The sequence below is a fragment of the Kitasatospora cineracea genome, assembly GCF_003751605.1.
Lineage (GTDB): Bacteria > Actinomycetota > Actinomycetes > Streptomycetales > Streptomycetaceae > Kitasatospora > Kitasatospora cineracea.
The window spans coordinates 110,288-132,002 of sequence record NZ_RJVJ01000002.1 but is presented as its reverse complement, the minus strand read 5'-3'; the positions used below and the strand labels follow the sequence as shown (position 1 = coordinate 132,002).

At 71.2% G+C, this 21,715-nt stretch carries 18 protein-coding genes; 15 read left to right on the top strand and 3 right to left on the bottom strand.

The window, feature by feature from the left end; all coding sequences use genetic code 11:
• The first annotated feature begins 68 nt into the window (after positions 1-68).
• From metH to EDD39_RS27110, 3 genes are all read left to right on the top strand, one after another.
• Complete coding sequence (gene metH, locus EDD39_RS27120; RefSeq protein WP_123561134.1) at positions 69-3,572, top strand: methionine synthase; 3,504 nt, start codon at positions 69-71, stop codon at positions 3,570-3,572.
• Positions 3,573-3,906: 334 nt separating this feature from the next.
• On the top strand, positions 3,907-4,611 hold the full coding sequence (locus EDD39_RS27115) for an HAD family hydrolase (protein ID WP_123561132.1): 705 nt from the start codon (positions 3,907-3,909) through the stop codon (positions 4,609-4,611).
• Positions 4,612-4,952: 341 nt separating this feature from the next.
• Complete coding sequence (locus tag EDD39_RS27110; RefSeq protein WP_123561130.1) at positions 4,953-6,545, top strand: ABC transporter substrate-binding protein; 1,593 nt, start codon at positions 4,953-4,955, stop codon at positions 6,543-6,545.
• Positions 6,546-6,633: 88 nt separating this feature from the next.
• Here the strand turns inward: EDD39_RS27110 and EDD39_RS27105 are convergent, their stop codons facing one another.
• Positions 6,634-7,305 (bottom strand): response regulator, encoded by a 672-nt coding sequence (locus tag EDD39_RS27105; RefSeq protein ID WP_123561128.1) that lies wholly within the window; start codon positions 7,303-7,305, stop codon positions 6,634-6,636.
• Positions 7,306-8,172: a RecB family exonuclease gene (locus EDD39_RS27100; protein ID WP_123561126.1), complete on the bottom strand. Its 867-nt coding sequence runs from the start codon at positions 8,170-8,172 to the stop codon at positions 7,306-7,308.
• Between the two features lie 147 nt (positions 8,173-8,319).
• Here EDD39_RS27100 and EDD39_RS27095 point away from each other — a divergent pair, with 147 nt between their 5' ends.
• The 3 genes from EDD39_RS27095 to EDD39_RS27085 all read left to right on the top strand — a co-directional run bounded on the left by EDD39_RS27095 (position 8,320) and on the right by EDD39_RS27085 (position 11,261).
• Positions 8,320-9,522 carry a site-2 protease family protein gene (locus tag EDD39_RS27095; protein WP_123561123.1) on the top strand — a complete coding sequence of 401 codons (1,203 nt, stop codon included), beginning with the start codon at positions 8,320-8,322 and terminating at the stop codon, positions 9,520-9,522.
• A 45-nt stretch (positions 9,523-9,567) separates the two neighbouring features.
• Positions 9,568-10,533: a tRNA (adenine-N1)-methyltransferase gene (locus EDD39_RS27090; protein WP_123561121.1), complete on the top strand. Its 966-nt coding sequence runs from the start codon at positions 9,568-9,570 to the stop codon at positions 10,531-10,533.
• A 164-nt stretch (positions 10,534-10,697) separates the two neighbouring features.
• Positions 10,698-11,261 (top strand): hypothetical protein, encoded by a 564-nt coding sequence (locus tag EDD39_RS27085; RefSeq protein WP_148089535.1) that lies wholly within the window; start codon positions 10,698-10,700, stop codon positions 11,259-11,261.
• Between the two features lie 25 nt (positions 11,262-11,286).
• Here the strand turns inward: EDD39_RS27085 and EDD39_RS27080 are convergent, their stop codons facing one another.
• Positions 11,287-11,574 carry a ferredoxin gene (locus EDD39_RS27080; RefSeq protein ID WP_030458358.1) on the bottom strand — a complete coding sequence of 96 codons (288 nt, stop codon included), beginning with the start codon at positions 11,572-11,574 and terminating at the stop codon, positions 11,287-11,289.
• 227 nt (positions 11,575-11,801) lie between these two features.
• Here EDD39_RS27080 and arc point away from each other — a divergent pair, with 227 nt between their 5' ends.
• From arc to EDD39_RS27035, 9 genes are all read left to right on the top strand, one after another.
• Entirely contained in the window at positions 11,802-13,568 is a 1,767-nt protein-coding gene (arc, locus tag EDD39_RS27075) for a proteasome ATPase (RefSeq protein ID WP_123561117.1), read from the top strand.
• Positions 13,569-13,683: 115 nt separating this feature from the next.
• Positions 13,684-15,195: a depupylase/deamidase Dop gene (dop, locus tag EDD39_RS27070; RefSeq protein ID WP_123561115.1), complete on the top strand. Its 1,512-nt coding sequence runs from the start codon at positions 13,684-13,686 to the stop codon at positions 15,193-15,195.
• A gap of 97 nt (positions 15,196-15,292) precedes the next feature.
• Complete coding sequence (locus EDD39_RS27065; RefSeq protein ID WP_030458361.1) at positions 15,293-15,511, top strand: ubiquitin-like protein Pup; 219 nt, start codon at positions 15,293-15,295, stop codon at positions 15,509-15,511.
• A gap of 178 nt (positions 15,512-15,689) precedes the next feature.
• On the top strand, positions 15,690-16,535 hold the full coding sequence (gene prcB / locus EDD39_RS27060) for a proteasome subunit beta (RefSeq protein ID WP_123561112.1): 846 nt from the start codon (positions 15,690-15,692) through the stop codon (positions 16,533-16,535).
• Between the two features lie 32 nt (positions 16,536-16,567).
• Positions 16,568-17,320, top strand: coding sequence for a proteasome subunit alpha (gene prcA / locus EDD39_RS27055; RefSeq protein WP_123561110.1), 753 nt, complete (start codon positions 16,568-16,570; stop codon positions 17,318-17,320).
• Between the two features lie 97 nt (positions 17,321-17,417).
• Positions 17,418-18,779 carry a Pup--protein ligase gene (pafA, locus tag EDD39_RS27050; RefSeq protein WP_030458364.1) on the top strand — a complete coding sequence of 454 codons (1,362 nt, stop codon included), beginning with the start codon at positions 17,418-17,420 and terminating at the stop codon, positions 18,777-18,779.
• An 82-nt stretch (positions 18,780-18,861) separates the two neighbouring features.
• Positions 18,862-19,860: an FKBP-type peptidyl-prolyl cis-trans isomerase gene (locus EDD39_RS27045; protein WP_123561108.1), complete on the top strand. Its 999-nt coding sequence runs from the start codon at positions 18,862-18,864 to the stop codon at positions 19,858-19,860.
• A 113-nt stretch (positions 19,861-19,973) separates the two neighbouring features.
• Positions 19,974-21,251, top strand: coding sequence for an FKBP-type peptidyl-prolyl cis-trans isomerase (locus EDD39_RS42255; protein ID WP_123561106.1), 1,278 nt, complete (start codon positions 19,974-19,976; stop codon positions 21,249-21,251).
• Between the two features lie 59 nt (positions 21,252-21,310).
• Positions 21,311-21,682 (top strand): FKBP-type peptidyl-prolyl cis-trans isomerase, encoded by a 372-nt coding sequence (locus tag EDD39_RS27035; protein WP_030913967.1) that lies wholly within the window; start codon positions 21,311-21,313, stop codon positions 21,680-21,682.
• Positions 21,683-21,715 lie beyond the last annotated feature (33 nt).

Below are 21,715 nucleotides of genomic sequence, written 5' to 3'. Positions count from 1 at the left end.
GGCCGGGTGCGTCCCCGGTCCAGGTGGGGCCGCATAGCCGACAGCCGTCGCACTCAGGGAGCAGCCACATGGCCACCGTTGTACCCACGTCCGCCCAGCAGGACCGCGCCGACGCCCTGCGCGAGGCCCTCGCCACCCGAGTCGTGGTGGCCGACGGGGCGATGGGCACCATGCTCCAGGCGCAGGAGCCGACGATGGAGGACTTCCAGCAGCTCGAGGGCTGCAACGAGGTCCTGAACGTCACCCGCCCCGACATCGTGCGCTCGGTGCACGAGGCGTACTTCGCGGTCGGCGTGGACTGCGTGGAGACCAACACCTTCGGCGCCAACCACTGGGCGCTGAGCGAGTACGACGTCCCCGAGCGGATCTTCGAGCTGTCCGAGGCGGGCGCCCGGCTCGCCCGCGAGGTGGCCGACACCTTCACCGCGAAGGACGGCCGCACCCGCTGGGTGCTCGGCTCGATGGGCCCCGGCACCAAGCTGCCGACGCTCGGCCACACCACCTTCGAGGTGGTCCGCGAGGGCTTCCGGCAGAACGCGGCCGGCCTGATCGCGGGCGGCGTCGACGCGCTGCTGATCGAGACCAGCCAGGACCTGCTGCAGACCAAGGCGTCCGTGCTGGGCTGCCAGGCGGCCCTGGCCGAGGCGGGCGTGAGCCTGCCGATCCTCGCCCAGGTCACCGTGGAGACCACCGGCACCATGCTGCTGGGCTCGGAGATCGGCGCGGCGCTGACCGCGCTCGAACCGCTGGGCATCGACTTCATCGGCCTGAACTGCGCCACCGGCCCCGAGGAGTACAGCGAGCACCTGCGCTACCTGGCGAAGAACGCCAAGGTCGGCCTCTCCTGCATGCCGAACGCCGGCCTGCCGGTGCTCACCAAGGACGGCTCGCACTACCCGCTCAGCCCCGAGGAGCTCGCCGACGCGCACGAGGGCTTCGTCCGCGACTACGGCCTGGCCCTGGTCGGCGGCTGCTGCGGCACCACCCCCGAGCACCTGCGGCAGGTGGTCGAACGGGTCCAGGGCCTGCCGATCACGGCGCGCAACCCGCGGCCGGAGGCGTCCGCGGCCTCGCTGTACCAGGCGGTGCCGTTCCGGCAGGACACCTCCTACCTGGCGATCGGCGAGCGCACCAACGCCAACGGCTCGAAGAAGTTCCGCGAGGCGATGCTCGCCGCGGACTGGCAGACCTGCGTGGAGATCGCCCGCGAGCAGATCCGCGAGGGCGCCCACCTGCTCGACCTGTGCGTCGACTACGTCGGCCGCGACGGCGTCGCCGACATGCGGGAGATCGCCGGCCGGCTGGCCACCGCCTCCACCCTGCCGATCGTGCTGGACTCCACCGAGCCGCCGGTGCTCAAGGCCGGCCTGGAGATGCTCGGCGGCCGCGCGGTGCTCAACTCGGTCAACTACGAGGACGGCGACGGCCCCGACACCCGGTTCGGGAAGATCGCCGCGCTGGCCCGCGAGCACGGCGCCGGCCTGATCGCGCTGACCATCGACGAGGAGGGCCAGGCCCGCACCGCCGAGACCAAGGTCGCCATCGCCGAGCGCCTGATCGACCAGCTCACCGGCGAGTACGGCATCGACGAGGGCTCGATCCTGGTCGACTGCCTGACCTTCACCCTGGCCACCGGCCAGGAGGAGTCCCGCCGCGACGGCATCGAGACCATCGAGGCGATCCGCGAGCTCAAGCGCCGCCGCCCGGACGTGCAGACCACCCTCGGCCTGTCGAACATCTCCTTCGGCCTCAACCCGGCCGCCCGCCAGGTGGTCAACTCGGTGTTCCTGCACGAGTGCGTGGAGGCCGGCCTGGACTCGGCGATCGTGCACGCCGCCAAGATCCTCCCGATGAACCGGATCCCGGAGGACCGCCGGCAGACCGCCCTCGACCTGGTCTACGACCGCCGCGCCGAGGGCTACGACCCGCTGCAGAAGCTGCTCCAGCTGTTCGAGGGCGTCTCCGCGGCCTCCTCCGCCGCGTCCAAGGCCGAGGAGCTGGCCGCCCTCCCGCTCGAGGAGCGCCTGCAGCGCCGGATCATCGACGGCGAACGCAACGGCCTGGAGGCCGACCTGGACGCCGCGCTGACCGAGCGCCCCGCGCTGGAGATCATCAACGACACGCTGCTGTCCGGCATGAAGGTGGTCGGCGAGCTGTTCGGCTCCGGCGAGATGCAGCTGCCGTTCGTGCTGCAGTCCGCCGAGGTGATGAAGGCCGCCGTCGCGCACCTCGAACCGCACATGGAGAAGGCCGACAGCGAGGGCAAGGGCACCATCGTGCTGGCCACCGTCAAGGGCGACGTGCACGACATCGGCAAGAACCTGGTCGACATCATCCTGTCCAACAACGGCTACAACGTGGTCAACCTGGGCATCAAGCAGCCGGTCTCGGCGATCCTGGAGGCCGCCCAGCAGCACAAGGCCGACGTGATCGGCATGTCCGGCCTGCTGGTCAAGTCCACGGTGATCATGAAGGAGAACCTGGAGGAGCTCAACCAGCGCGCGCTGGCCGCCGACTACCCGGTGATCCTCGGCGGCGCCGCCCTCACCCGCGCCTACGTCGAGCAGGACCTGCACGAGATCTACGACGGCGAGGTCCGCTACGCCCGGGACGCCTTCGAGGGCCTGCGCCTGATGGACGCGCTGATCGGCATCAAGCGCGGCGTCCCCGGCGCCGCCCTGCCCGAGCTGCGCAAGCGCCGGCACGCCCGGGTCGAGGTCGAGGAGCCGGAGGAGGCCAACCTCGGCCAGATCCGCTCCGACGTGTCCGTCGACAACCCGGTCCCGACCCCGCCGTTCTGGGGCGACCGGATCATCAAGGGCGTCCCGTTCCAGGACTACGCCTCCTGGCTGGACGAGGACGCCCTGTTCAAGGGCCAGTGGGGCCTCAAGGGCGGGCGCAGCGGCGGTCCGAGCTACGAGGAGCTGGTGGAGACCGAGGGCCGCCCGCGGCTGCGCGGCTGGCTGGACCGCCTGCAGACCGAGGGCTGGCTGGAGCCCGCCGTGGTCTACGGCTACTACCCGGCCAACTCCAAGGGCGACGACCTGATCCTGTACCGCGAGGACGGCTCCGAGCTGACCCGCTTCACCTTCCCGCGCCAGCGCCGCGGCCGCCGCCTGTGCCTGGCCGACTTCTTCCGCCCGGAGGAGTCCGGCGAGCGCGACGTGGTCGGCCTGCAGGTGGTCACCATGGGCAACCGGATCTCCGAGGCCGCCAACGAGCTGTTCGCCGGCAACTCCTACCGCGACTACCTCGAACTGCACGGCCTGTCCGTCCAACTGGCCGAGGCTCTGGCCGAGTTCTGGCACGCCCGGGTCCGCTACGAGCTGGGCTTCGGCGACGAGGACCCGCAGGACGTCCGGGACATGTTCGCGCTCAAGTACCGCGGCGCCCGCTTCTCGCTCGGCTACGGCGCCTGCCCCGAGCTGTCGGACCGGGCCAAGATCGCCGAGCTGCTCAAGCCCGAGCGGGTCGGCGTGATCCTCTCCGAGGAGTACCAGCTGCACCCCGAGCAGTCCACCGACGCCATCGTGCTGCACCACCCCGAGGCCAAGTACTTCAACGCGCGGTAAGTCTTCAACCGGGGATCATCCGTTCGCCGCACCGCCGTCCGGTGCAATCCGACCGGGCGGGCGTATCCTTGATGATCCTGAACGGGCCGGTCCGCAGCTGGGCCTCGCCCGGCCGGTCTTGTCGGATCAGCGCGCGGCGTCGGGCATCCCGGCTGGAAGCACCGGCGAAACACCCAAGTACACCCAGTACGAGGGCGTTCCGCCGGCACTCCCAGCCGGGCGCCCGACGCCGCGCGCTGATCCGACAAGACCGGCCGGGCGAGGCCTGGCGGGCCGGCCCGTGCCATCCCCGGACGCGTCCGCGCCCGGCCACCCACCCGGAAGGACGGCGCGCATGACGACGGTCTCGACCCCGGTCCGCATCGGCGGAGACGGCGAGGACAGCGGCCTGCAGGCCGTCCTGCTCGACATGGACGGCACCCTGGTCGACACCGAGGACTTCTGGTGGCAGGCCGAGGTCGACCTGTTCGCCGAACTCGGCCACCGGCTCACCGCCGAGGACCGCACCCACGTGGTCGGCGGCCCGATGAGCCGGGTGATCGACTACCTGATCACCCGCACCGCGGTCACCCTCAGCCCGGCCGAGCTGACCGTCCTGATCAACCAGCGCTTCGTCGACCTGCTGGCCGGCGGCGTCCCGCTGATGCCCGGCGCCGAGCGGCTGCTCAACACGCTGGCCGCGCACGGCGTCCCGGCCGCGCTGGTCTCCGCCTCGCACCGGCACATCATCGACATCGTGCTGCGCAGCCTGGGCGCCCAGCACTTCGCCTTCACGGTGGCCGGCGACGAGGTCGCCCGCACCAAGCCGCACCCCGATCCCTACCTGACCGCCGCCGCCCGGCTGGGCGCCGAACCGGCCCGCTGCGTGGTCGTCGAGGACACCCCCACCGGCGTCGCCGCCGCCGAGGCGGCCGGCTGCCCGGTCATCGCCGTCCCCTCCATCGCCGCGATCGAGCCCGCCCCGGGCCGCCTGGTGCTGCCCTCGCTGGAGCAGGTCGACCTCGGCCTGCTGCGCACCCTGGCCGGTGCCCGGGTGTGAGGTTCGTCTCCCCCGCGGCCTTTGCCGGTTTCGTTCCGCGTCCGGTGGTATGCGGAACGTGTCCGCCGCCGCGGGTGAAAACGGGCATTGGCTGACAACTCGTCGGCTGCCCGGACAAGATCGTCCGAACCCCGCGCGACCACCGTTCGAACCCTCGGTGAGCGACCGGAAGCGATGTGGCACGCTAACTCCCGTTCAGTCCCCGTGCCGCGCCGCCCACCACCGGAAACCCGGGAGAACGGGCCCGCGGCCGCAGCAGACCCGCGGCCCCGCCCCACCCCGGCGCCGGGCGGCGGGCACCGGCGACAGCCGGCCGCACGCAGTGAGGAAGACCACCCCGCATGACGACGCCCAACCGCCTGGCCGTGCTCAGCTGTGCCGCTCTCGTCGCCACCACGGCCGCGGGCTGCGCCTCCGTCGAGAAGGTCGCCGGCGGTGGCGGCAGCACGGCGATCACCATGGGCACCACCAGCGTGACCAGCGTGCTCGACCCGGCCGGCGCCTACGACGCGGGCTCCTGGCTGGTCCTCAACAACGCCTTCCAGTCGCTGCTGAGCTTCCCGGCCGGCGCGACCGAGCCGCAGCCCGACGCCGCCGAGTCCTGCCAGTTCACCGGCTCCGACGCGCTCACCTACACCTGCAAGCTGCGCAGCGGCCTGAAGTTCTCCAACGGGCACCCGCTGACCGCCGCGGACGTCAAGTTCTCCGTCGACCGGGTCAAGAAGATCGCCGACCCGTCCGGCCCCGGCCCGCTGCTGTCCACCATCGCCTCGGTGGAGACCTCCGGCGACCGCGACGTGACCTTCCACCTGGAGAGCCCCGACGCGGTGCTCCCGGCCAAGCTGGCCTCGGCGGCCGGCGCGATCGTCGACCACCAGGTGTTCCCGGCCGACAAGCTGCTCGGCAACGGCTCGCTGGTCGGCTCCGGCCCGTACAAGATCGACTCGGTCGAGATGAACGGCAAGGCGCCCAGCAGGATCGCGCTCAGCGCCAACCCGAACTACCAGGGCACCGCCAACCTGCTGAACAGCAAGTTCACGGTGCGCTACTTCGACAAGCCCGAGCAGCTGAAGTCCGCCCTGGACAGCGGCGAGGTCGACCTCACCGACAACAGCCTCGACCCGGCCGCGGCCGCCCAGATCAAGAGCGACGACCTGGCCGGCACCGGCAAGCTCCGGGTCGCCGAGGGCGCCTCCGGCGACACCCGCTACCTGGTCTTCAACACCAAGGACGAGACCGGCGGCAACCAGGCCGTCCGGCAGGCCGCCGCCCAGCTGGTCGACCGCAAGGCGCTCGCCCACGACGTGTACGCGGGCACCGTGCAGCCGCTGTACTCGGTCGTCCCGGCGGGCATCGCCGGCCACACCACCGCCTTCTTCGACAAGTACGGCGAGCCCGACCCGGCCAAGGCCAAGCGGATCCTCGCCAACGCGCACGTCGCCACCCCGGTCAAGCTCACCCTGACCTGGTCCCGGGCCCGGGCCGGCGCCGCCGAACTGGAGTCGGTCAAGCAGCAGCTGGAGAACGGCGGCCTGTTCCAGGTCACCGTCCAGCAGGAGGCCGACTGGACCGCCTACCAGGCCGGCTGGAAGAACGGCAGCTACCAGGCGTACACCGTCGGCTGGACCCCCGACTACGCCGACGCGGACGACTACATCAGCCCGCTGGTGGTCAACGGCGGCGCCTACCACAACGGTTGGGACAACCCGCAGATCAGCGACAAGCTGGTGCCGGACTCCATCAAGCTCACCGACCGCTCCGGCGGCGGCGCCTACGACCAGATCCAGAAGATCCTGGCCGACGCCGTCCCGATGGTCCCGCTGTTCCAGAACAAGTCCTTCTACGTGTACCAGCCCGCCATCACCGGCGTGGACTCCACCGTGGACAACACCGGCGTGTTCCGGTTCTGGGAGATCGGCCGCACCGCGAAGTAACGATCCGCCGGAGCACCGAGCGCAGCCGAACGGCCCGCCGCCCCCGAGGGGGTGACGGGCCGTTCGGCGTTCTCCGGCGTCGGACGGACTACAGCGCGCCCGGGCGCACCAGGCCGCTCTCGTACGCGTACACCGCCGCCTGCACCCGGTCGCGCAGCTGCAGCTTGGTCAGCACGTGGCCCACGTGCGTCTTCACCGTGGTCTCCGAGACGAACAGCTCGGCGGCGATCTCCGCGTTCGACAGCCCGCGCGCCACCAGCCGCAGCACCTCCACCTCGCGCTCGGTCAGCACCGTCAGCGCCTGCGGCGGCGCCTCGTCGCCGGAGGGCAGCTTGGTGGCGTACATGTCCAGCAGCCGGCGGGTCACCGACGGGGCCAGCATCGCCGCGCCGTCCGCCACCACCCGGATCGCCTGCACCAGCTCCTCGGCCGGCACGTCCTTCAGCAGGAAGCCGCTGGCGCCCGCGCGCAGCGCCTCCACCACGTACTCGTCCAGGTCGAAGGTGGTCAGCACCAGCACCTTCGCCGGGCCGTCCCGGTCCGGCCCGGAGATCCGCCGGGTCGCCTCCACGCCGTCCATCCGCGGCATCCGGATGTCCATCAGCACCACGTCCGGCTGCAGCGCGCGGACCTGGTCCAGCGCCTGCTGCCCGTCGCCCGCCTCGCCGACCACCACCAGGTCGGACTCCGCCTCCAGGATCATCCGGAAACCGGTACGCAGCAGCGGCTGGTCGTCCACCAGCAGCACACGGATCGTCACCTACGACTCCTTGCCAGGAATGGTCTCAGTAGCCAGGGGCAGCGGGTACGGCGGGGGAGTGCCGCCGAACTCCGGGCAGGACGCCTGGTGGTCGCACCAGTCGCACAGCCGGTTGCGGGTCGCCGGGAAGTCACCGGTGGCCACCGCCGCCGAGATCGCCTCCCACAGCGCCTCCAGCTTGCGCTCCACCGCGAGCAGGTCGGCCTCGTCCGGGTCGTACGTCACCACGTCCCCGCCGCCGCCCAGGTACACCAGCTGCAGGCGCTTGGGGACCACGCCCTTCCACCGCCACACCACCAGCGCGTAGAACTTCATCTGGAACATCGCCTTGCCCTCGAAGTCCCGCGAGGGCGCCCGGCCGGTCTTGTAGTCCACCAGCCGCACCTCGCCGGACGGCGCGACGTCCACCCGGTCGATGTACCCGCGCAGCAGCAGCCCCGAGGCCAGCGCGGTCTCCACGTACAGCTCCCGCTCCACCGGGTGCAGCCGGGTCGGGTCCTCCAGCCGGAACCAGCGGCGCACCAGCTTCTCGGCGTCCGCCAGCCAGTCCGCCAACTTCTCCGGCTCGCCCGGGAACAGTTCCGCCAGCTCCGGCCGTTCCCCCAGCAACCGCTCCCACTGCGGGCCCAGCAGCCCGAGCGCCCGCTCCGGCGTGCGCTCGGCCGCCGGGTGGTCGAACAGCCGCTCCAGCACGGCGTGCACCAGCGTCCCCCGGGTCGCGGCCGCGCTCGGCGGCTCCGGCAACCGGTCGATCACCCGCAGCCGGTACAGCAGCGGGCAGGTCATGAAGTCGCCCGCCCGGGACGGCGACAGCCCGGTCGGCCGGGCGGCCGGACGCGGAACGGGCGGGGGGTCGGTCTGCTGCATGCCACGACCCTATTGCACCGGACCGGCAGCAGGGGCGAACGGGTCGAAGAGCTGGGTAAGAGCAAGGGGGAGAGCGGGGCCAGCGCCGTTCCGGGCCGGAGATCACGTAGCGTACGGGGCACCAGCGGACGGCTAGAGAGGAGCACGGTGAACGACACCGAGGGGCGGGCACCGGAGAGGCCGAAGCCGAAGCCCGACGACCAGCCGCGCGGCGGCATCCTGATGGGCCGTCCGTTCGGCGTGCCCGTCTACGTCACCCCGTCCTGGTTCCTGGTCGCCGCCCTGATCACCTGGATCTTCGGCAGCCGCCTCGCCGACGTCCTGCCCGACCTCGGAGCCACCCGCTACCTGCTGGCCTTCTCCTTCGCCGTCGCCTTCTACGGCTCCGTCCTGGTCCACGAACTCGCCCACACCGTCGTCGGGCTGCGCTACAAGCTCGGCGTGCGCCGGATCCAGCTCCAGTTCCTCGGCGGCGTCTCCGAGATCGAGAAGGAGGCCGACCGGCCCTGGCGCGAGTTCTGGCTCGCCTTCGTCGGCCCGCTGCTCTCGCTGCTGCTCGGCGGCGCCTTCTGGCTCGGCCTGCGCGCCGTCGAACCCGCCACCGTCCCCGGCGTGCTGCTCGCCGGACTGATGGTCTCCAACCTGGTCGTCGCCGCCTTCAACCTGCTGCCCGGCCTCCCGCTGGACGGCGGCCGGATGCTGCGCGCCGTCGTCTGGGCCCTCACCGGCAACCCGATGAAGGGCACCCTGGCCGCCGTCTGGGTCGGCCGCGCCCTGGCCGTCGCCGTCGTCCTCGGCCTGCCGATCTTCAGCTCCTCCCAGGACATCGAGCGCTCCACCACCGAGGCCATGGTCGACGGCGTGCTCGCCGCCGTCCTCGGCTTCATCATCTGGCAGGGCGCCGGCAACTCGCTGCGCAACGCCCGCCTCAAGGAGGTGCTGCCCCGGCTCAAGGTCCGCGAGATGGCCCGCCGCAGCATCGACGTCCCCGCCGACACCCCGCTCGGCGAGGCCATGCGCCGGGCCCGCGAGGCGCACGCCGGGGCGATCGTGGTGGTCGACGGCCGCGGCGAGCCGATCGCCGTGGTCAAGGAGTCCGCGGTCAGCGCCGTCCCCGAGCACCGCCGCCCCTGGGTCGCCGTCACCGCCGTCTCCCGCGACCTCGAACCCGGCCTCACCGTCCCCGTCGACCTGGCCGGCGAGCAGATCCTCGACACGCTGCGCCGCGCCCCCGCCACCGAGTACCTGGTGGTCCGCCCGGACGGCACGGTCTACGGCGTGCTCTCCCTCACCGACCTGGAGCGCAAGCTCACCGCCGCGCTCCAGGGCCGGGCCGCGGGCGCGAACTGATCATGTGGTCGGGGGCAGCCCTCCGGCTCCCGTAGGATGGCCCCCATGTCCGAACCGACCGGTGCCGCCCGCCGACGCGGGCCCTTCAAGGTCGGGGACCAGGTCCAGCTGACCGACCCCAAGGGCCGCCACTACACGTTCACGCTCCAGGCCGGGAACCAGTTCCACACCCACAAGGGTATGTTCCCGCACGACGAGCTGATCGGCGCTCCCGAGGGCACGGTCGTCCGCACGACGGGCAACGTCCCGTACCTCGCGCTGCGCCCCCTGCTCCCCGACTACGTCCTGTCCATGCCGCGCGGCGCGGCCGTGATCTACCCCAAGGACGCGGGGCAGATCCTGGCCATGGCCGACATCTTCGCCGGCGCGCGGGTGGTCGAGGCGGGCGTCGGCTCCGGCGCCCTCTCCACCTACCTGCTGCGCGCCGTCGGCGACACCGGCTCGCTCGCCTCCTACGAGCGCCGGCAGGACTTCGCCGACATCGCCAAGGGCAACGTCGAGCGCTACTTCGGCGGCCCGCACCCGGCCTGGAAGCTCACCGTCGGCGACCTCCAGGACAACCTGGTCGAGACCGACGTCGACCGCGTCATCCTCGACATGCTCGCCCCCTGGGAGTGCCTGGACGTCGCCTCCAAGGCGCTCGTCCCCGGCGGCCTGATCTGCTGCTACGTGGCCACCACCACCCAGATGTCGCGCACCGTCGAGGCGCTGCGCGAGCACGGCACCTTCACCGAGCCGCAGGCCTGGGAGACCATGGTCCGCACCTGGCACCTCGAGGGCCTGGCCGTCCGCCCGGACCACCGGATGATCGGCCACACCGGCTTCCTGCTCACCGCCCGCCGCCTCGCCGACGGCGTCGAGCCCCCGCTGCGCCGCCGCCGCCCCGCCAAGGGCTCCTACGGCGAGGACTACGAGACCGGCCCGGAGAGCGAACTGACGCTCGCCGAGCGCGCCGCGATCCGCAAGGCGCAGCGCGAGGCCGCCTCGCACGACGCGCGGGAACTCCCCTAGGGAGAGCGGCAGTAGGCGCACCCGCAGAAGGGATCGCGGCGGACGGCAAGCCATTGCCGTCCGCCGCGATCCTTCCGTTCGGCGCCTCCCGCCCCGCGCCCCCGGGCTGCTCGAACCCCGGGCCGGTGTGGAAGGATGCGCGGACCGGAAAGGGGAGTCTCGTGGTGACGGAGCGTCGGATACCCGGGCACGCGCGCTCGGGGTTGAAGCACTGGGTGCTGGTCGCGGCGGGCTGCGCCGCGGTGGTGGGCGGGGCGCTGGGGGCGACCTCGGCGACCGGGGCGGTGACGGCCGGTCAGCCGGCCGGCGACCCGGTCGCGGCGCCGGCCCCCGAACCGGCCCCTGAGGCGGACCTGAGCAAGGTGAGGCTGCCGCTGGAGTGCGGGCCGTTCCCGGTCGCGGTGAGCCTGAAGACCTCCGCGGTGCTGGACGGGAAGCCGCTGACCGTCGCCGCCGCGCACTGCCAGGCCGACATGGGCACCCCGCCGGACGGCGTGTTCCTGGTCGGCGCGGACGGCACGCCGGTCGCCCTGCTGCCGGACGGCGAGGGCCTGACCGTCACCGAACTGGCGATCCGCAGCGACGGGTCGATCCGCGGCCGGGCCCGCGGCTACTCCTCGCCGGACGTGCCGCGCTTCTCGCCCGACCTGGAGGTCGAGCTGACCTGGAAGCGCTCCGGCGGGGCGTGGACGAAGACCGAGACCAAGAGCTCCGTGCAGGGCGCCTGACGGCCCCTCGGCGGCCGCCCCGGCGCTACTCGGCGTCCGGCCCGTAGACCTCGACGCCGTCCGCCGCGCGGCGGACGTGGATGCAGTCGCCGGGGCAGTCCTTGACCGAGTCCACCACGTCCTGAAGGAGCGTCAGCGGCACCGGCACGCTCTGGCCCGGCTGCTGGCGCAGTTCGTCGTCCTCGCCCTTCACATAGGCCAGTCCGTCGATGTCGAGCTCGAAGACCTCGGGCGCGTACTGCGCGCAGATGCCGTCGCCGGTGCACAGATCCTGGTCGATCCAGACTTCGAGTGCCTCGCCCGTGCCCGCCATTGCCCCTGCCGTTTCTGCGCTCGTCGCCCCGCATTCGGGGACATTCCTGTCACGATACATCCGCGCTGCTTTGAACCGTTGAGCGGTGGGCATCTCCTGTACCAGAGGGGAAGCGAGCGGGGCGGACATCGGACACGCCCGATCCATCTTTCTGATCTAGGGGTTTACATGACCCTGGTGCCAGGTAGGTTTGGGTCGTCCAGCTCCCCCAGGAGGAGGTGAGGACCGTGGCAGCCCACGATGACGACTACGACCGCAGCGCCGGCAGGCCCGCACGGGGGTCCGACGAGGCCGCACAGGTCTCGTACCTCGAGCAGGAGATCGCCGTCCTGCGGCGCAGGCTCGCCGATTCTCCGCGCAGCTCAAGGGTTCTTGAGGAGCGGATCGTCGAGCTCCAGACCAGCTTGGCCGGCGTGACCGCCCAGAACGAGCGGCTCGTCTCCACGCTCCGCGAGGCCCGCGACCAGATCGTGGCCCTCAAGGAGGAGGTCGACCGGCTCGCGCAGCCGCCGGCCGGATTCGGCACCTTCCTCGAGAAGAACGAGGACGGCACCGCCGACATCTTCACCGGCGGCCGCAAGCTCCGGGTCAACGTCAGCCCCGGCGTCGAGCTGGACGAGCTGCGCCGCGGCCAGGAGGTGATGCTCAACGAGGCGCTGAACGTCGTCGAGGCGATGGCGTTCGAGCGGATCGGCGAGATCGTCACGCTCAAGGAGGTGCTGGAGGGCGGCGACCGCGCGCTGGTCGTCGGCCACACCGACGAGGAGCGGGTGGTCCGGCTCGCCGAACCGCTGCACGGCGTCACGATCAGGGCGGGCGACGCGCTGCTGCTGGAGCCCCGCTCCGGCTACGTGTACGAGGTGGTGCCGAAGGCCGAGGTCGAGGAGCTTGTCCTCGAGGAGGTCCCGGACATCGACTACCGGCAGATCGGCGGCCTGGCCGGCCAGATCGAGCAGATCCGGGACGCGGTCGAGCTCCCGTACCTGCACGCGGACCTGTTCAAGGAGTACGAGCTCCGGCCGCCCAAGGGCGTCCTGCTCTACGGCCCGCCCGGCTGCGGCAAGACGCTGATCGCCAAGGCGGTGGCCAACTCGCTGGCCAAGAAGGTCGCCGAGGTGACCGGCCGGCCGCAGGGCAAGAGCTACTTCCTGAACATCAAGGGCCCCGAGCTGCTCAACAAGTACGTCGGCGAGACCGAGCGGCAGATCCGCCTGGTCTTCCAGCGGGCCCGGGAGAAGGCGAGCGAGGGCACGCCCGTCATCGTCTTCTTCGACGAGATGGAGTCGCTGTTCCGCACCCGCGGCTCCGGCGTCAGCTCGGACGTGGAGAACACCATCGTCCCGCAGCTGCTCGCCGAGATCGACGGCGTGGAGGGCCTGGAGAACGTCATCGTCATCGGCGCCTCCAACCGCGAGGACATGATCGACCCGGCGATCCTGCGGCCCGGCCGCCTGGACGTCAAGATCAAGATCGAGCGGCCGGACGCCGAGGCGGCCAGGGACATCTTCTCCAAGTACCTCAGGGACACCCTGCCGTTCCACCCGGACGACCTCAAGGAGCACGACGGCTCGGTCTCGGTCACCGTCGCCGCCATGATCCAGTCGGTGGTCGAGCGGATGTACTCGGAGACCGAGGAGAACCGCTTCCTGGAGGTCACCTACGCCAACGGTGACAAGGAGGTCCTGTACTTCAAGGACTTCAACTCCGGCGCGATGATCCAGAACATCGTCGACCGGGCGAAGAAGATGGCCATCAAGGACTACCTCGACCACGGCCAGCGCGGTCTGCGCGTCTCCCACCTGCTCGCCGCCTGCGTGGACGAGTTCAAGGAGAACGAGGACCTGCCCAACACCACCAACCCGGACGACTGGGCCCGCATCTCCGGCAAGAAGGGCGAGCGGATCGTCTTCATCCGCACCCTCGTCACCGGCAAGCAGGGCGCCGAGTCCGGCCGCTCCATCGACACCGTCGCCAACACCGGGCAGTACCTGTAGCACGCGCACCATCCCGTCCGGCTGCGGCGCTCGGCAGGGCACCGCAGCCGGACGGCGCGTCTGCACCGGCAGTACCGAGCAGCACCCAGCAGTACCCACAGGTCAGGAGGGCCGCATGACCGTACGGCGCGTGATGGGGATCGAGACCGAGTACGGCATCTCCGTGCCCGGCCACCCGAACGCCAACGCCATGCTCACCTCGTCCCAGATCGTCAACGCGTACGCCGCGGCGATGCACCGGGCGCGCCGCGCCCGCTGGGACTTCGAGGAGGAGAATCCGCTGCGCGACGCCCGGGGCTTCGACCTGGCCCGGGACGTGGCGGACGCCAGCCAGCTCACCGACGAGGACATCGGCCTGGCCAACGTCATCCTCACCAACGGCGCCCGGTTCTACGTCGACCACGCGCACCCCGAGTACTCCTCGCCCGAGGTCACCAACCCGCGCGACGCGGTGCTCTGGGACAAGGCCGGCGAGCGGATCATGGCGGAGGCGGCCGAGCGCGCCCTGGAACTGCCCAACGGGCAGCGGATCCTGCTCTACAAGAACAACACCGACAACAAGGGCGCCTCCTACGGCACCCACGAGAACTACCTGATGCGGCGGGCCACCCCGTTCGCCGACATCGTCCGCCACCTCACCCCGTTCTTCGTCTCCCGCCAGGTGGTGTGCGGGGCCGGCCGGGTGGGCATCGGGCAGGAGGGCGGCGGGCACGGCTTCCAGATCAGCCAGCGCGCCGACTACTTCGAGGTCGAGGTCGGCCTGGAGACCACCCTCAAGCGCCCCATCATCAACACCCGGGACGAGCCGCACGCCGACGCCGAGAAGTACCGCCGGCTGCACGTCATCATCGGCGACGCCAACCTCTCCGAGATCTCCACCTACCTCAAGCTCGGCACCACCGCGCTGGTCCTGTCGATGATCGAGGACGGCTTCATCGCCGTCGACCTCGCCGTCGACCAGCCGGTGCGCACCCTGCACCGGGTCTCCCACGACCCCGACCTCAAGCAGCTGGTCCAGCTGCGCAGCGGCCGCAAGCTGACCGCCGTCCAGCTCCAGCTGGAGTACTGCGAGCTGGCCCGCAAGTACGTCGAGGACCGCTACGGGCAGGACGCCGACGACCAGACCATGGACGTGCTGGCCCGCTGGGAGGACGTGCTGGGCCGCCTGGAGCGGGACCCGATGAGCCTGTCCCGGCAGCTCGACTGGATCGCCAAGAAGGAGATCCTGGAGGGCTACCGGCAGCGCGACGCCCTGCAGTGGGACAGCCCCCGGCTCCAGCTGGTCGACCTCCAGTACAGCGACGTGCGGGCCGACAAGGGCCTGTACAACCGGCTGGAGGCGCGCGGGCGGTTCGACCGGCTGTTCACCGAGGAGGACGTCCGCCGGGCCGTCACCCAGCCCCCCGACGACACCCGGGCCTACTTCCGCGGCCGCTGCCTGGAGCAGTACGCCGACCACGTGGCCGCGGCCTCCTGGGACTCCGTCATCTTCGACCTGCCCGGCCACGACAGCCTCCAGCGCGTCCCGACCATGGAGCCGCTGCGCGGCACCCGGGCGCACGTGAAGGACCTGCTGGACCGGTGCCGCACCGCCGAGGACCTGGTGCGCGTCCTCTCCGGCGGGTAACTTTTCGATCACCGGGGGTGAACGTTTCCCGGACGGGGAATCATTCCGGTGAGCAGCCAGCGTTGAACGAGAACACCGAACGAGCGGGGTGAGGGAAATGGCGGAGAAGGACACCGGCGGCGGCCAGCAGCGGGCCAACCGCTCCTCCGAGGAGGTCGAGGAGCAGGCCGCGGAAACGCAGGCTTCGGACGAGCTCAAGGAGCGCCAGGAAAAGCTCAGCGACGACGTCGACTCGGTACTCGACGAAATCGACGAGGTACTGGAATCCAACGCCGAGGATTTCGTGCGGGGATTCGTGCAGAAGGGCGGTGAGTGAGAGGGGAAACCCCCTCCGCCACCGAAAACAGCACCACGAGCGCCGCAGGTGTGCCCTGAGCGCGCCTGCGGCCTCGTGTTCCCGCAAACCCCTGCGCGCAGCGCGTGGAACCGGCCCCGGAAGCGGGTAGGGTCCGGGGCACCAAGCAACTTTCGATCTTCGATCCGGAAGGACACGTGTGGAAGCCAACCTCAGTGGCACCGGGCGTCTGCCGGCCGCCTTCCTCACCCCCGGCTCCTCCTCGTTCCTCGACTTCCTCGACAGCCACGCGCCGCAGCTGCTCCCCGGCCGGCGCCCCCTCCCAGAGGGGATGACCGTCGAGGCGCCGCACGGCACCACCATCGTCTCCGCGGTCTTCGACGGCGGCGTGGTGCTGGCCGGCGACCGCCGCGCCACCATGGGCAACGTCATCGCCCAGCGGGACATCGAGAAGGTCTTCCCGGCGGACGAGTACAGCGCCGTCGGCATCGCCGGCACGGCCGGCCTGGCGGTCGAGATGGTCCGGCTGTTCCAGCTGGAGCTGGAGCACTACGAGAAGATCGAGGGCACCGTGCTCTCCTTCGAGGGCAAGGCCAACCGGCTCACCACGATGATCCGCTCCAACCTGGCGATGGCCATGCAGGGCCTCGCGGTCGTCCCGGTCTTCGCCGGCTACGACCTCGACCTCGGCCGGGGCCGGATCTTCACCTACGACGTCACCGGCGGCCGCTCCGAGGAGCGGGCCGGCTTCGCCGCCACCGGCTCGGGCTCGGTGTTCGCCCGCGGTTCGATGAAGAAGCTCTACCGGGACGGCCTCACCGGCGAGCAGGCCGCCACCCTCGCCGTCCAGGCGCTGTACGACGCCGCCGACGACGACTCCGCGACCGGCGGCCCCGACCTGGCCCGCAAGATCTTCCCGATCGTCACGCTGATCACCGAGGACGGCTTCCGCCGGCTCACCGAGGACGAGGTCTCCGAGATCGCGGTCTCCATCACCGACCAGCGCCGCGAGCACCCCAACGGGCCGCAGGCCCCGCTCCTCTGAGTCCGCCTCACATCACCGAAGGGAGACCGGCGGTGTCGACGCCGTTCTACGTCTCGCCCCAGCAGGCCATGGCGGACCGCGCGGAGTACGCCCGCAAGGGCATCGCCCGCGGCCGCAGCGTGGTCGTGCTCACCTACGCCGACGGCATCGTGTTCGTCGCGGAGAACACCTCACGGGCCCTGCACAAGGTCTCCGAGATCTACGACAAGATCGCCTTCGCCGCGGTCGGCCGCTACAACGAGTTCGAGAACCTGCGGATCGGCGGCGTCCGCTACGCCGACCTGCGCGGCTACTCCTACGACCGGGCCGACGTCACCGCCCGCGGCCTGGCCAACGTCTACGCCCAGACCCTGGGCACCATCTTCTCCTCGGTCGGGGAGAAGCCCTACGAGGTCGAGCTGATCGTCGCCGAGGTCGGCCGCACCGACGCCGACGACCAGATCTACCGGCTCACCCCCGACGGCTCGGTGGTGGACGAGAAGAACGCCGTGGTGGTCGGCGGCAACGCCGACTCCATCGGCAGCTACCTCGGCCAGCGCCACCGGGCCGGGCTGAGCCTGGCCGAGGCGCTCAAGCTGGCGGTCGACGGCCTGGCCCGCGACCCCAACGGCGGCAGCCCCCGCACCATGACGCCGGAGCAGCTGGAGGTCGCCGTACTGGACCGCAAGCGCCCCCAGCAGCGGAAGTTCAAGCGCATCCTGGGCGGCCAGCTGGCCCGGCTGCTCAGCGGCGACGAGTCGGCCGCCGCCGAGGACGGCAACGACGAGGGCGCCGACACCGAATGACCGAACCGGGCGGCCCGCTGCCGGCAGCGGGCCGCCCGACGGTCCACCGACCGCCACCGAGGGGTTCCACCGAGCTTCGAACAGAGAAGAGTCGCACATGGACCGTCGAATTTTCGGGATCGAGAACGAGTACGGCGTCACCTGCACCTTCCGCGGCCAGCGCCGGCTGTCGCCGGACGAGGTGGCCCGCTACCTCTTCCGCCGGGTCGTCTCCTGGGGCCGCAGCAGCAACGTCTTCCTGAAGAACGGCGCCCGCCTCTACCTCGACGTCGGCTCCCACCCCGAGTACGCGACCCCCGAGTGCGACGACGTCACCGAGCTGGTCACCCACGACAAGTCCGGCGAGCGGATCCTCGAGGGGCTGCTGGTGGACGCCGAGCGGCGGCTGCACGAGGAGGGCATCGCCGGCGACGTCTACCTGTTCAAGAACAACACCGACTCGGCCGGGAACTCCTACGGCTGCCACGAGAACTACCTGGTGGCCCGGCACGGCGAGTTCTCCCGGCTGGCGGACGTGCTGATCCCGTTCCTGGTCACCCGGCAGTTGATCTGCGGCGCCGGCAAGGTGCTGCAGACCCCGCGCGGCGCGGTCTACTGCGTCAGCCAGCGTGCCGAGCACATCTGGGAAGGCGTCAGCTCGGCGACCACCCGCTCCCGGCCGATCATCAACACCCGGGACGAGCCGCACGCCGACGCCGAGCGCTACCGGCGGCTGCACGTCATCGTCGGCGACTCCAACATGTCGGAGACCACCACGCTGCTCAAGGTCGGCGCCACCGACCTGGTGCTGCGGCTGATCGAGGCCGGCGTGGTGATGCGCGACCTCACGCTGGAGAACCCGATCCGGGCGATCCGCGAGGTCAGCCACGACCTGACCGGCACCCACCAGGTCCGGCTCGCCAACGGCCGGGAGGCCTCCGCCCTGGAGATCCAGGAGGAGTACTACACCAAGGCGCTGGAGTTCGCCGACCGCAAGGGCCTCAACGAGGGCACCGTGGCCCGGGTGCTGGACCTGTGGGGCCGCACCCTGGAGGCGGTGCGCAGCGAGGACCTGGCCAAGGTCGGCACCGAGATCGACTGGATCATGAAGTACCAGCTGATCGAGAAGTACCGGGCCAAGCACCAGATGACCATGTCCAACCCGCGGGTCGCCCAGATCGACCTCGCCTACCACGACATCCACCGCCGCCGCGGCCTGTTCTACCTGCTGCAGAAGAACGGCCAGGCCCAGCGGGTCACGACCGACCTGCTGACCTTCCAGGGCAAGTCGGTGCCCCCGCAGACCACCCGGGCCCGGCTGCGCGGCGACTTCATCCGCCGCGCCCAGGAGCAGCGCCGCGACTTCACCGTCGACTGGGTGCACCTCAAGCTGAACGACCAGGCGCAGCGCACCGTGCTGTGCAAGGACCCGTTCCGCTCGGTGGACGAGCGGGTGGAGAAGCTGATCGCCGGGATGTGACCGGGCCGGCCCGGTGACGGTCCGTCGGGGGCGCGCCGAGCGCCTCCGACGGACCGGACGAATCGGGTCATAGGCTGACGCCATGCGTCGAACCGCCTGCCTGCTCACCGTTCCCCTGACCGTCGCGCTGCTCGCCGGGTGCAGCAGTTCGGGCGGCTCCGGCAAGTCCGCCGCGACGACGCCGGCGGCCTCCTCGGCGTCCGCGGCGCAGGTGCCGAGCCCGGTGGCGTCCGCCTCGCCGATGCCGGAGGTCTCCGGCGAGTTCGGCTCGAAGGCGACGATCACGCTGCCCGCCGGGCAGCAGCCGTCCGGGCAGTTCGTGGTGAGCACCGTGAGCGAGGGCTCCGGGGCGGTGGTCAACAAGAACGACTGGGTGACCGTCAACTACACGGTCAAGGACTGGACCAGCGGCAAGGACCTGTCCAGCTCCTACGACTCCGGCGGCAAGCCGCAGCTCTACCAGCCGGGCAGCGGGCAGCTGGTGCCCGCCTTCGACCAGAGCGTGGTGGGGAAGAAGACCGGCAGCCGGGTGCTGGTGGTGGCCCCGCCGGCCGCCGGGTTCGGCAGCCAGGGCTCCAGCGCGCTGGGCGTCGGCAAGGACGACACCGTGGTGTTCGTGCTGGACGTGATGAGCGCGGTGCCGCAGGACACCACCGTCCCCGGCGACCTCACCCAGCCGCCCGCAGGCGCCCCGCAGGTGAAGGACAACGGCAAGGCCGCGCCGACCATCACCGTCCCCTCCGGCCAGCAGCCGCCCACCGACCTGCAGCAGTACGTGCTGGTCAAGGGCACCGGCCCGGAGGTGAAGAGCGGGCAGACCCTGGTGGTCCAGTACACCGGCGTGACCTGGTCGGACGGCAAGCAGTTCGACTCCTCGTGGAACCACGGCGGCGCGCAGGCCCTGCAGGTCGGCACCGGCAGCCTGATCAAGGGCTGGGACCAGGGGCTGGTCGGCAAAAACGTCGGCAGCCGGGTGCTGCTGGTCGTCCCGCCGTCGCTGGGCTACGGCGACCAGGCCAGCGGGGCGATCCCGGCGAACTCCACGCTGGTGTTCGTGATCGACATCCTGGAAGCCGTCTGAGAACCGCCTGACAGCGGGGCGCGGACCGGGCTGACCCGCTCTCATGCCGACCTGACATACTGCTGCCCCGCACCAGTGGTACACGCGTCGTCGGGCGAGTCGAATGGGGAGTCATGTCTGAGAAAGCGTCGAGCCCGGGCGAGGCCGACAACACCGGGAACAAGCCTTCGGTGGACCGCGAGTCGATCGTCGTCCCCGCCGAGATGCTGACCCAGGCGGGCTGGGCCCCGCCCACCGCCCCCGCCAGTCCCGATGCCAAGACCGAGCAGGCACCGCAGGTCTTCGCGTCCAACCAGCGCAAGGTGCCGCTCTCCGAGGCGGGTTACGACGAGGACCCGGGCGGGGTGGGCCGGCTCGGGGTGATCCTGGGCTCGGTCCTGGCGGTGCTGCTGGTCGCGTCCGGGGTGACGATGTACTACGTCAACAAGGACGACAGCAAGCCGACCGCGAAGGCGGACTCGGCCTCGGCCAGCCCCAGCGCCTCGGCCCCGACCCAGGCGCCGGTGCCGCCGATCAAGGACAGCGCCAAGGTGCTGCCGACGGTCGCCGGAGACTTCGGCTCCAAGGCGACCATCACGCTGCCCAAGGACGCCCCGGACGGGACGTTCGTGGTCAAGGAGCTGTCCGCGGGCAGCGGCGCGAAGGTCGAGAAGGGCAACTGGGTCTCCGTCGACTACACGGCGATGGACTGGCAGACCGGCAAGGAGATCCCCGGCTCGTACGGGGAGCAGAACGGCAAGCCGCAGCTGTACCAGGCCGGCGGCGGGTCGCTGATCCCCGCGCTGGACAACGCCGTCGAGGGCCACAAGGCCGGCAGCCGGCTGATGGTGGTCGCCCCGCCCGGGGCCGCGTTCGGCGCGCAGGGCAACACCCAGCTGGGCATCGCCGGCACCGACAGCCTGGTCTTCGTGCTGGACATCCGGCAGGCCACCGCCCCGGGCGCGGTGCTCTCCGGTGACGTGACCGCGCCGCCCGCGGACTTCCCGCAGGTCAAGGACAACGGCACCAAGCCCGCCGAGATCACCCCGGTCAAGGGCGCGGCCGACCCGACCGAGCTGAAGAGCCACGTCCTGATCCAGGGCAAGGGCCGCAAGATCGAGTCCGGCGAGAAGGTGCTGGTCCAGTACACCGGCGCGCTGTACAAGGACGGCAAGAAGTTCGACTCCTCGCTCGACCGCGGGCAGGCGTTCACCTTCACCACCGGCGCCGGCAGCGTCATCGAGGGCTGGGACAAGGGCATCGTCGGCCAGAACATCGGCAGCCGGGTCGAACTGGTCATCCCCGCCTCGCTGGGCTACAAGGACCAGGCCAGCGAGAGCATCCCGGCCAACTCCACCCTGGTGTTCGTGGTCGACATCCTGGACGCCGGGGTCGGCGGCAGCGACGGCTGACGCACCCCGGGTGCGCCTAGGATGAGTCCCGTTCACGCAACCGAACGAGAAGAGCAATCGTGAGCCTGACCAAGCCGGAGATCGACTTCCCGGGCGGCGACGCCCCGACCGAGCTCCAGATCCGCGACATCGTGGTCGGCGACGGCGCCGAGGCCAAGGCCGGCGCGGTCGTCGAGGTCCACTACGTGGGTGTCACCTTCGCCTCCGGCGAGGAGTTCGACGCCTCCTGGAACCGCGGCCAGACCTTCCGCTTCCCGCTGGGCGGCGGCCGGGTCATCAAGGGCTGGGACCAGGGCGTCGAGGGCATGCGCGTCGGCGGCCGCCGCGAGCTGGTCATCCCGCCGCACCTGGCGTACGGCAACCAGTCGCCGAGCCCGCTCATCCCGGCCGGCTCCACCCTGATCTTCGTGGTGGACCTGCTGGGCGTCTGACCTCGGACGCACCCGCGCACCCCCGGTTCCGCC

Excerpts from the sequence above, each read along its gene's own strand:
- metH (WP_123561134.1), top strand. The coding sequence starts at position 69 with ATGGCCACCGTTGTACCCACGTCCGCCCAGCAGGACCGCGCCGACGCC.
- EDD39_RS27115 (WP_123561132.1), top strand. The coding sequence starts at position 3,907 with ATGACGACGGTCTCGACCCCGGTCCGCATCGGCGGAGACGGCGAGGAC.
- EDD39_RS27110 (WP_123561130.1), top strand. The coding sequence starts at position 4,953 with ATGACGACGCCCAACCGCCTGGCCGTGCTCAGCTGTGCCGCTCTCGTC.
- EDD39_RS27100 (WP_123561126.1), bottom strand. The coding sequence starts at position 8,172 with ATGCAGCAGACCGACCCCCCGCCCGTTCCGCGTCCGGCCGCCCGGCCG.
- EDD39_RS27090 (WP_123561121.1), top strand. The coding sequence starts at position 9,568 with ATGTCCGAACCGACCGGTGCCGCCCGCCGACGCGGGCCCTTCAAGGTC.
- EDD39_RS27080 (WP_030458358.1), bottom strand. The coding sequence starts at position 11,574 with ATGGCGGGCACGGGCGAGGCACTCGAAGTCTGGATCGACCAGGATCTG.
- dop (WP_123561115.1), top strand. The coding sequence starts at position 13,684 with ATGACCGTACGGCGCGTGATGGGGATCGAGACCGAGTACGGCATCTCC.
- EDD39_RS27065 (WP_030458361.1), top strand. The coding sequence starts at position 15,293 with ATGGCGGAGAAGGACACCGGCGGCGGCCAGCAGCGGGCCAACCGCTCC.
- pafA (WP_030458364.1), top strand. The coding sequence starts at position 17,418 with ATGGACCGTCGAATTTTCGGGATCGAGAACGAGTACGGCGTCACCTGC.
- EDD39_RS27045 (WP_123561108.1), top strand. The coding sequence starts at position 18,862 with ATGCGTCGAACCGCCTGCCTGCTCACCGTTCCCCTGACCGTCGCGCTG.
- EDD39_RS42255 (WP_123561106.1), top strand. The coding sequence starts at position 19,974 with ATGTCTGAGAAAGCGTCGAGCCCGGGCGAGGCCGACAACACCGGGAAC.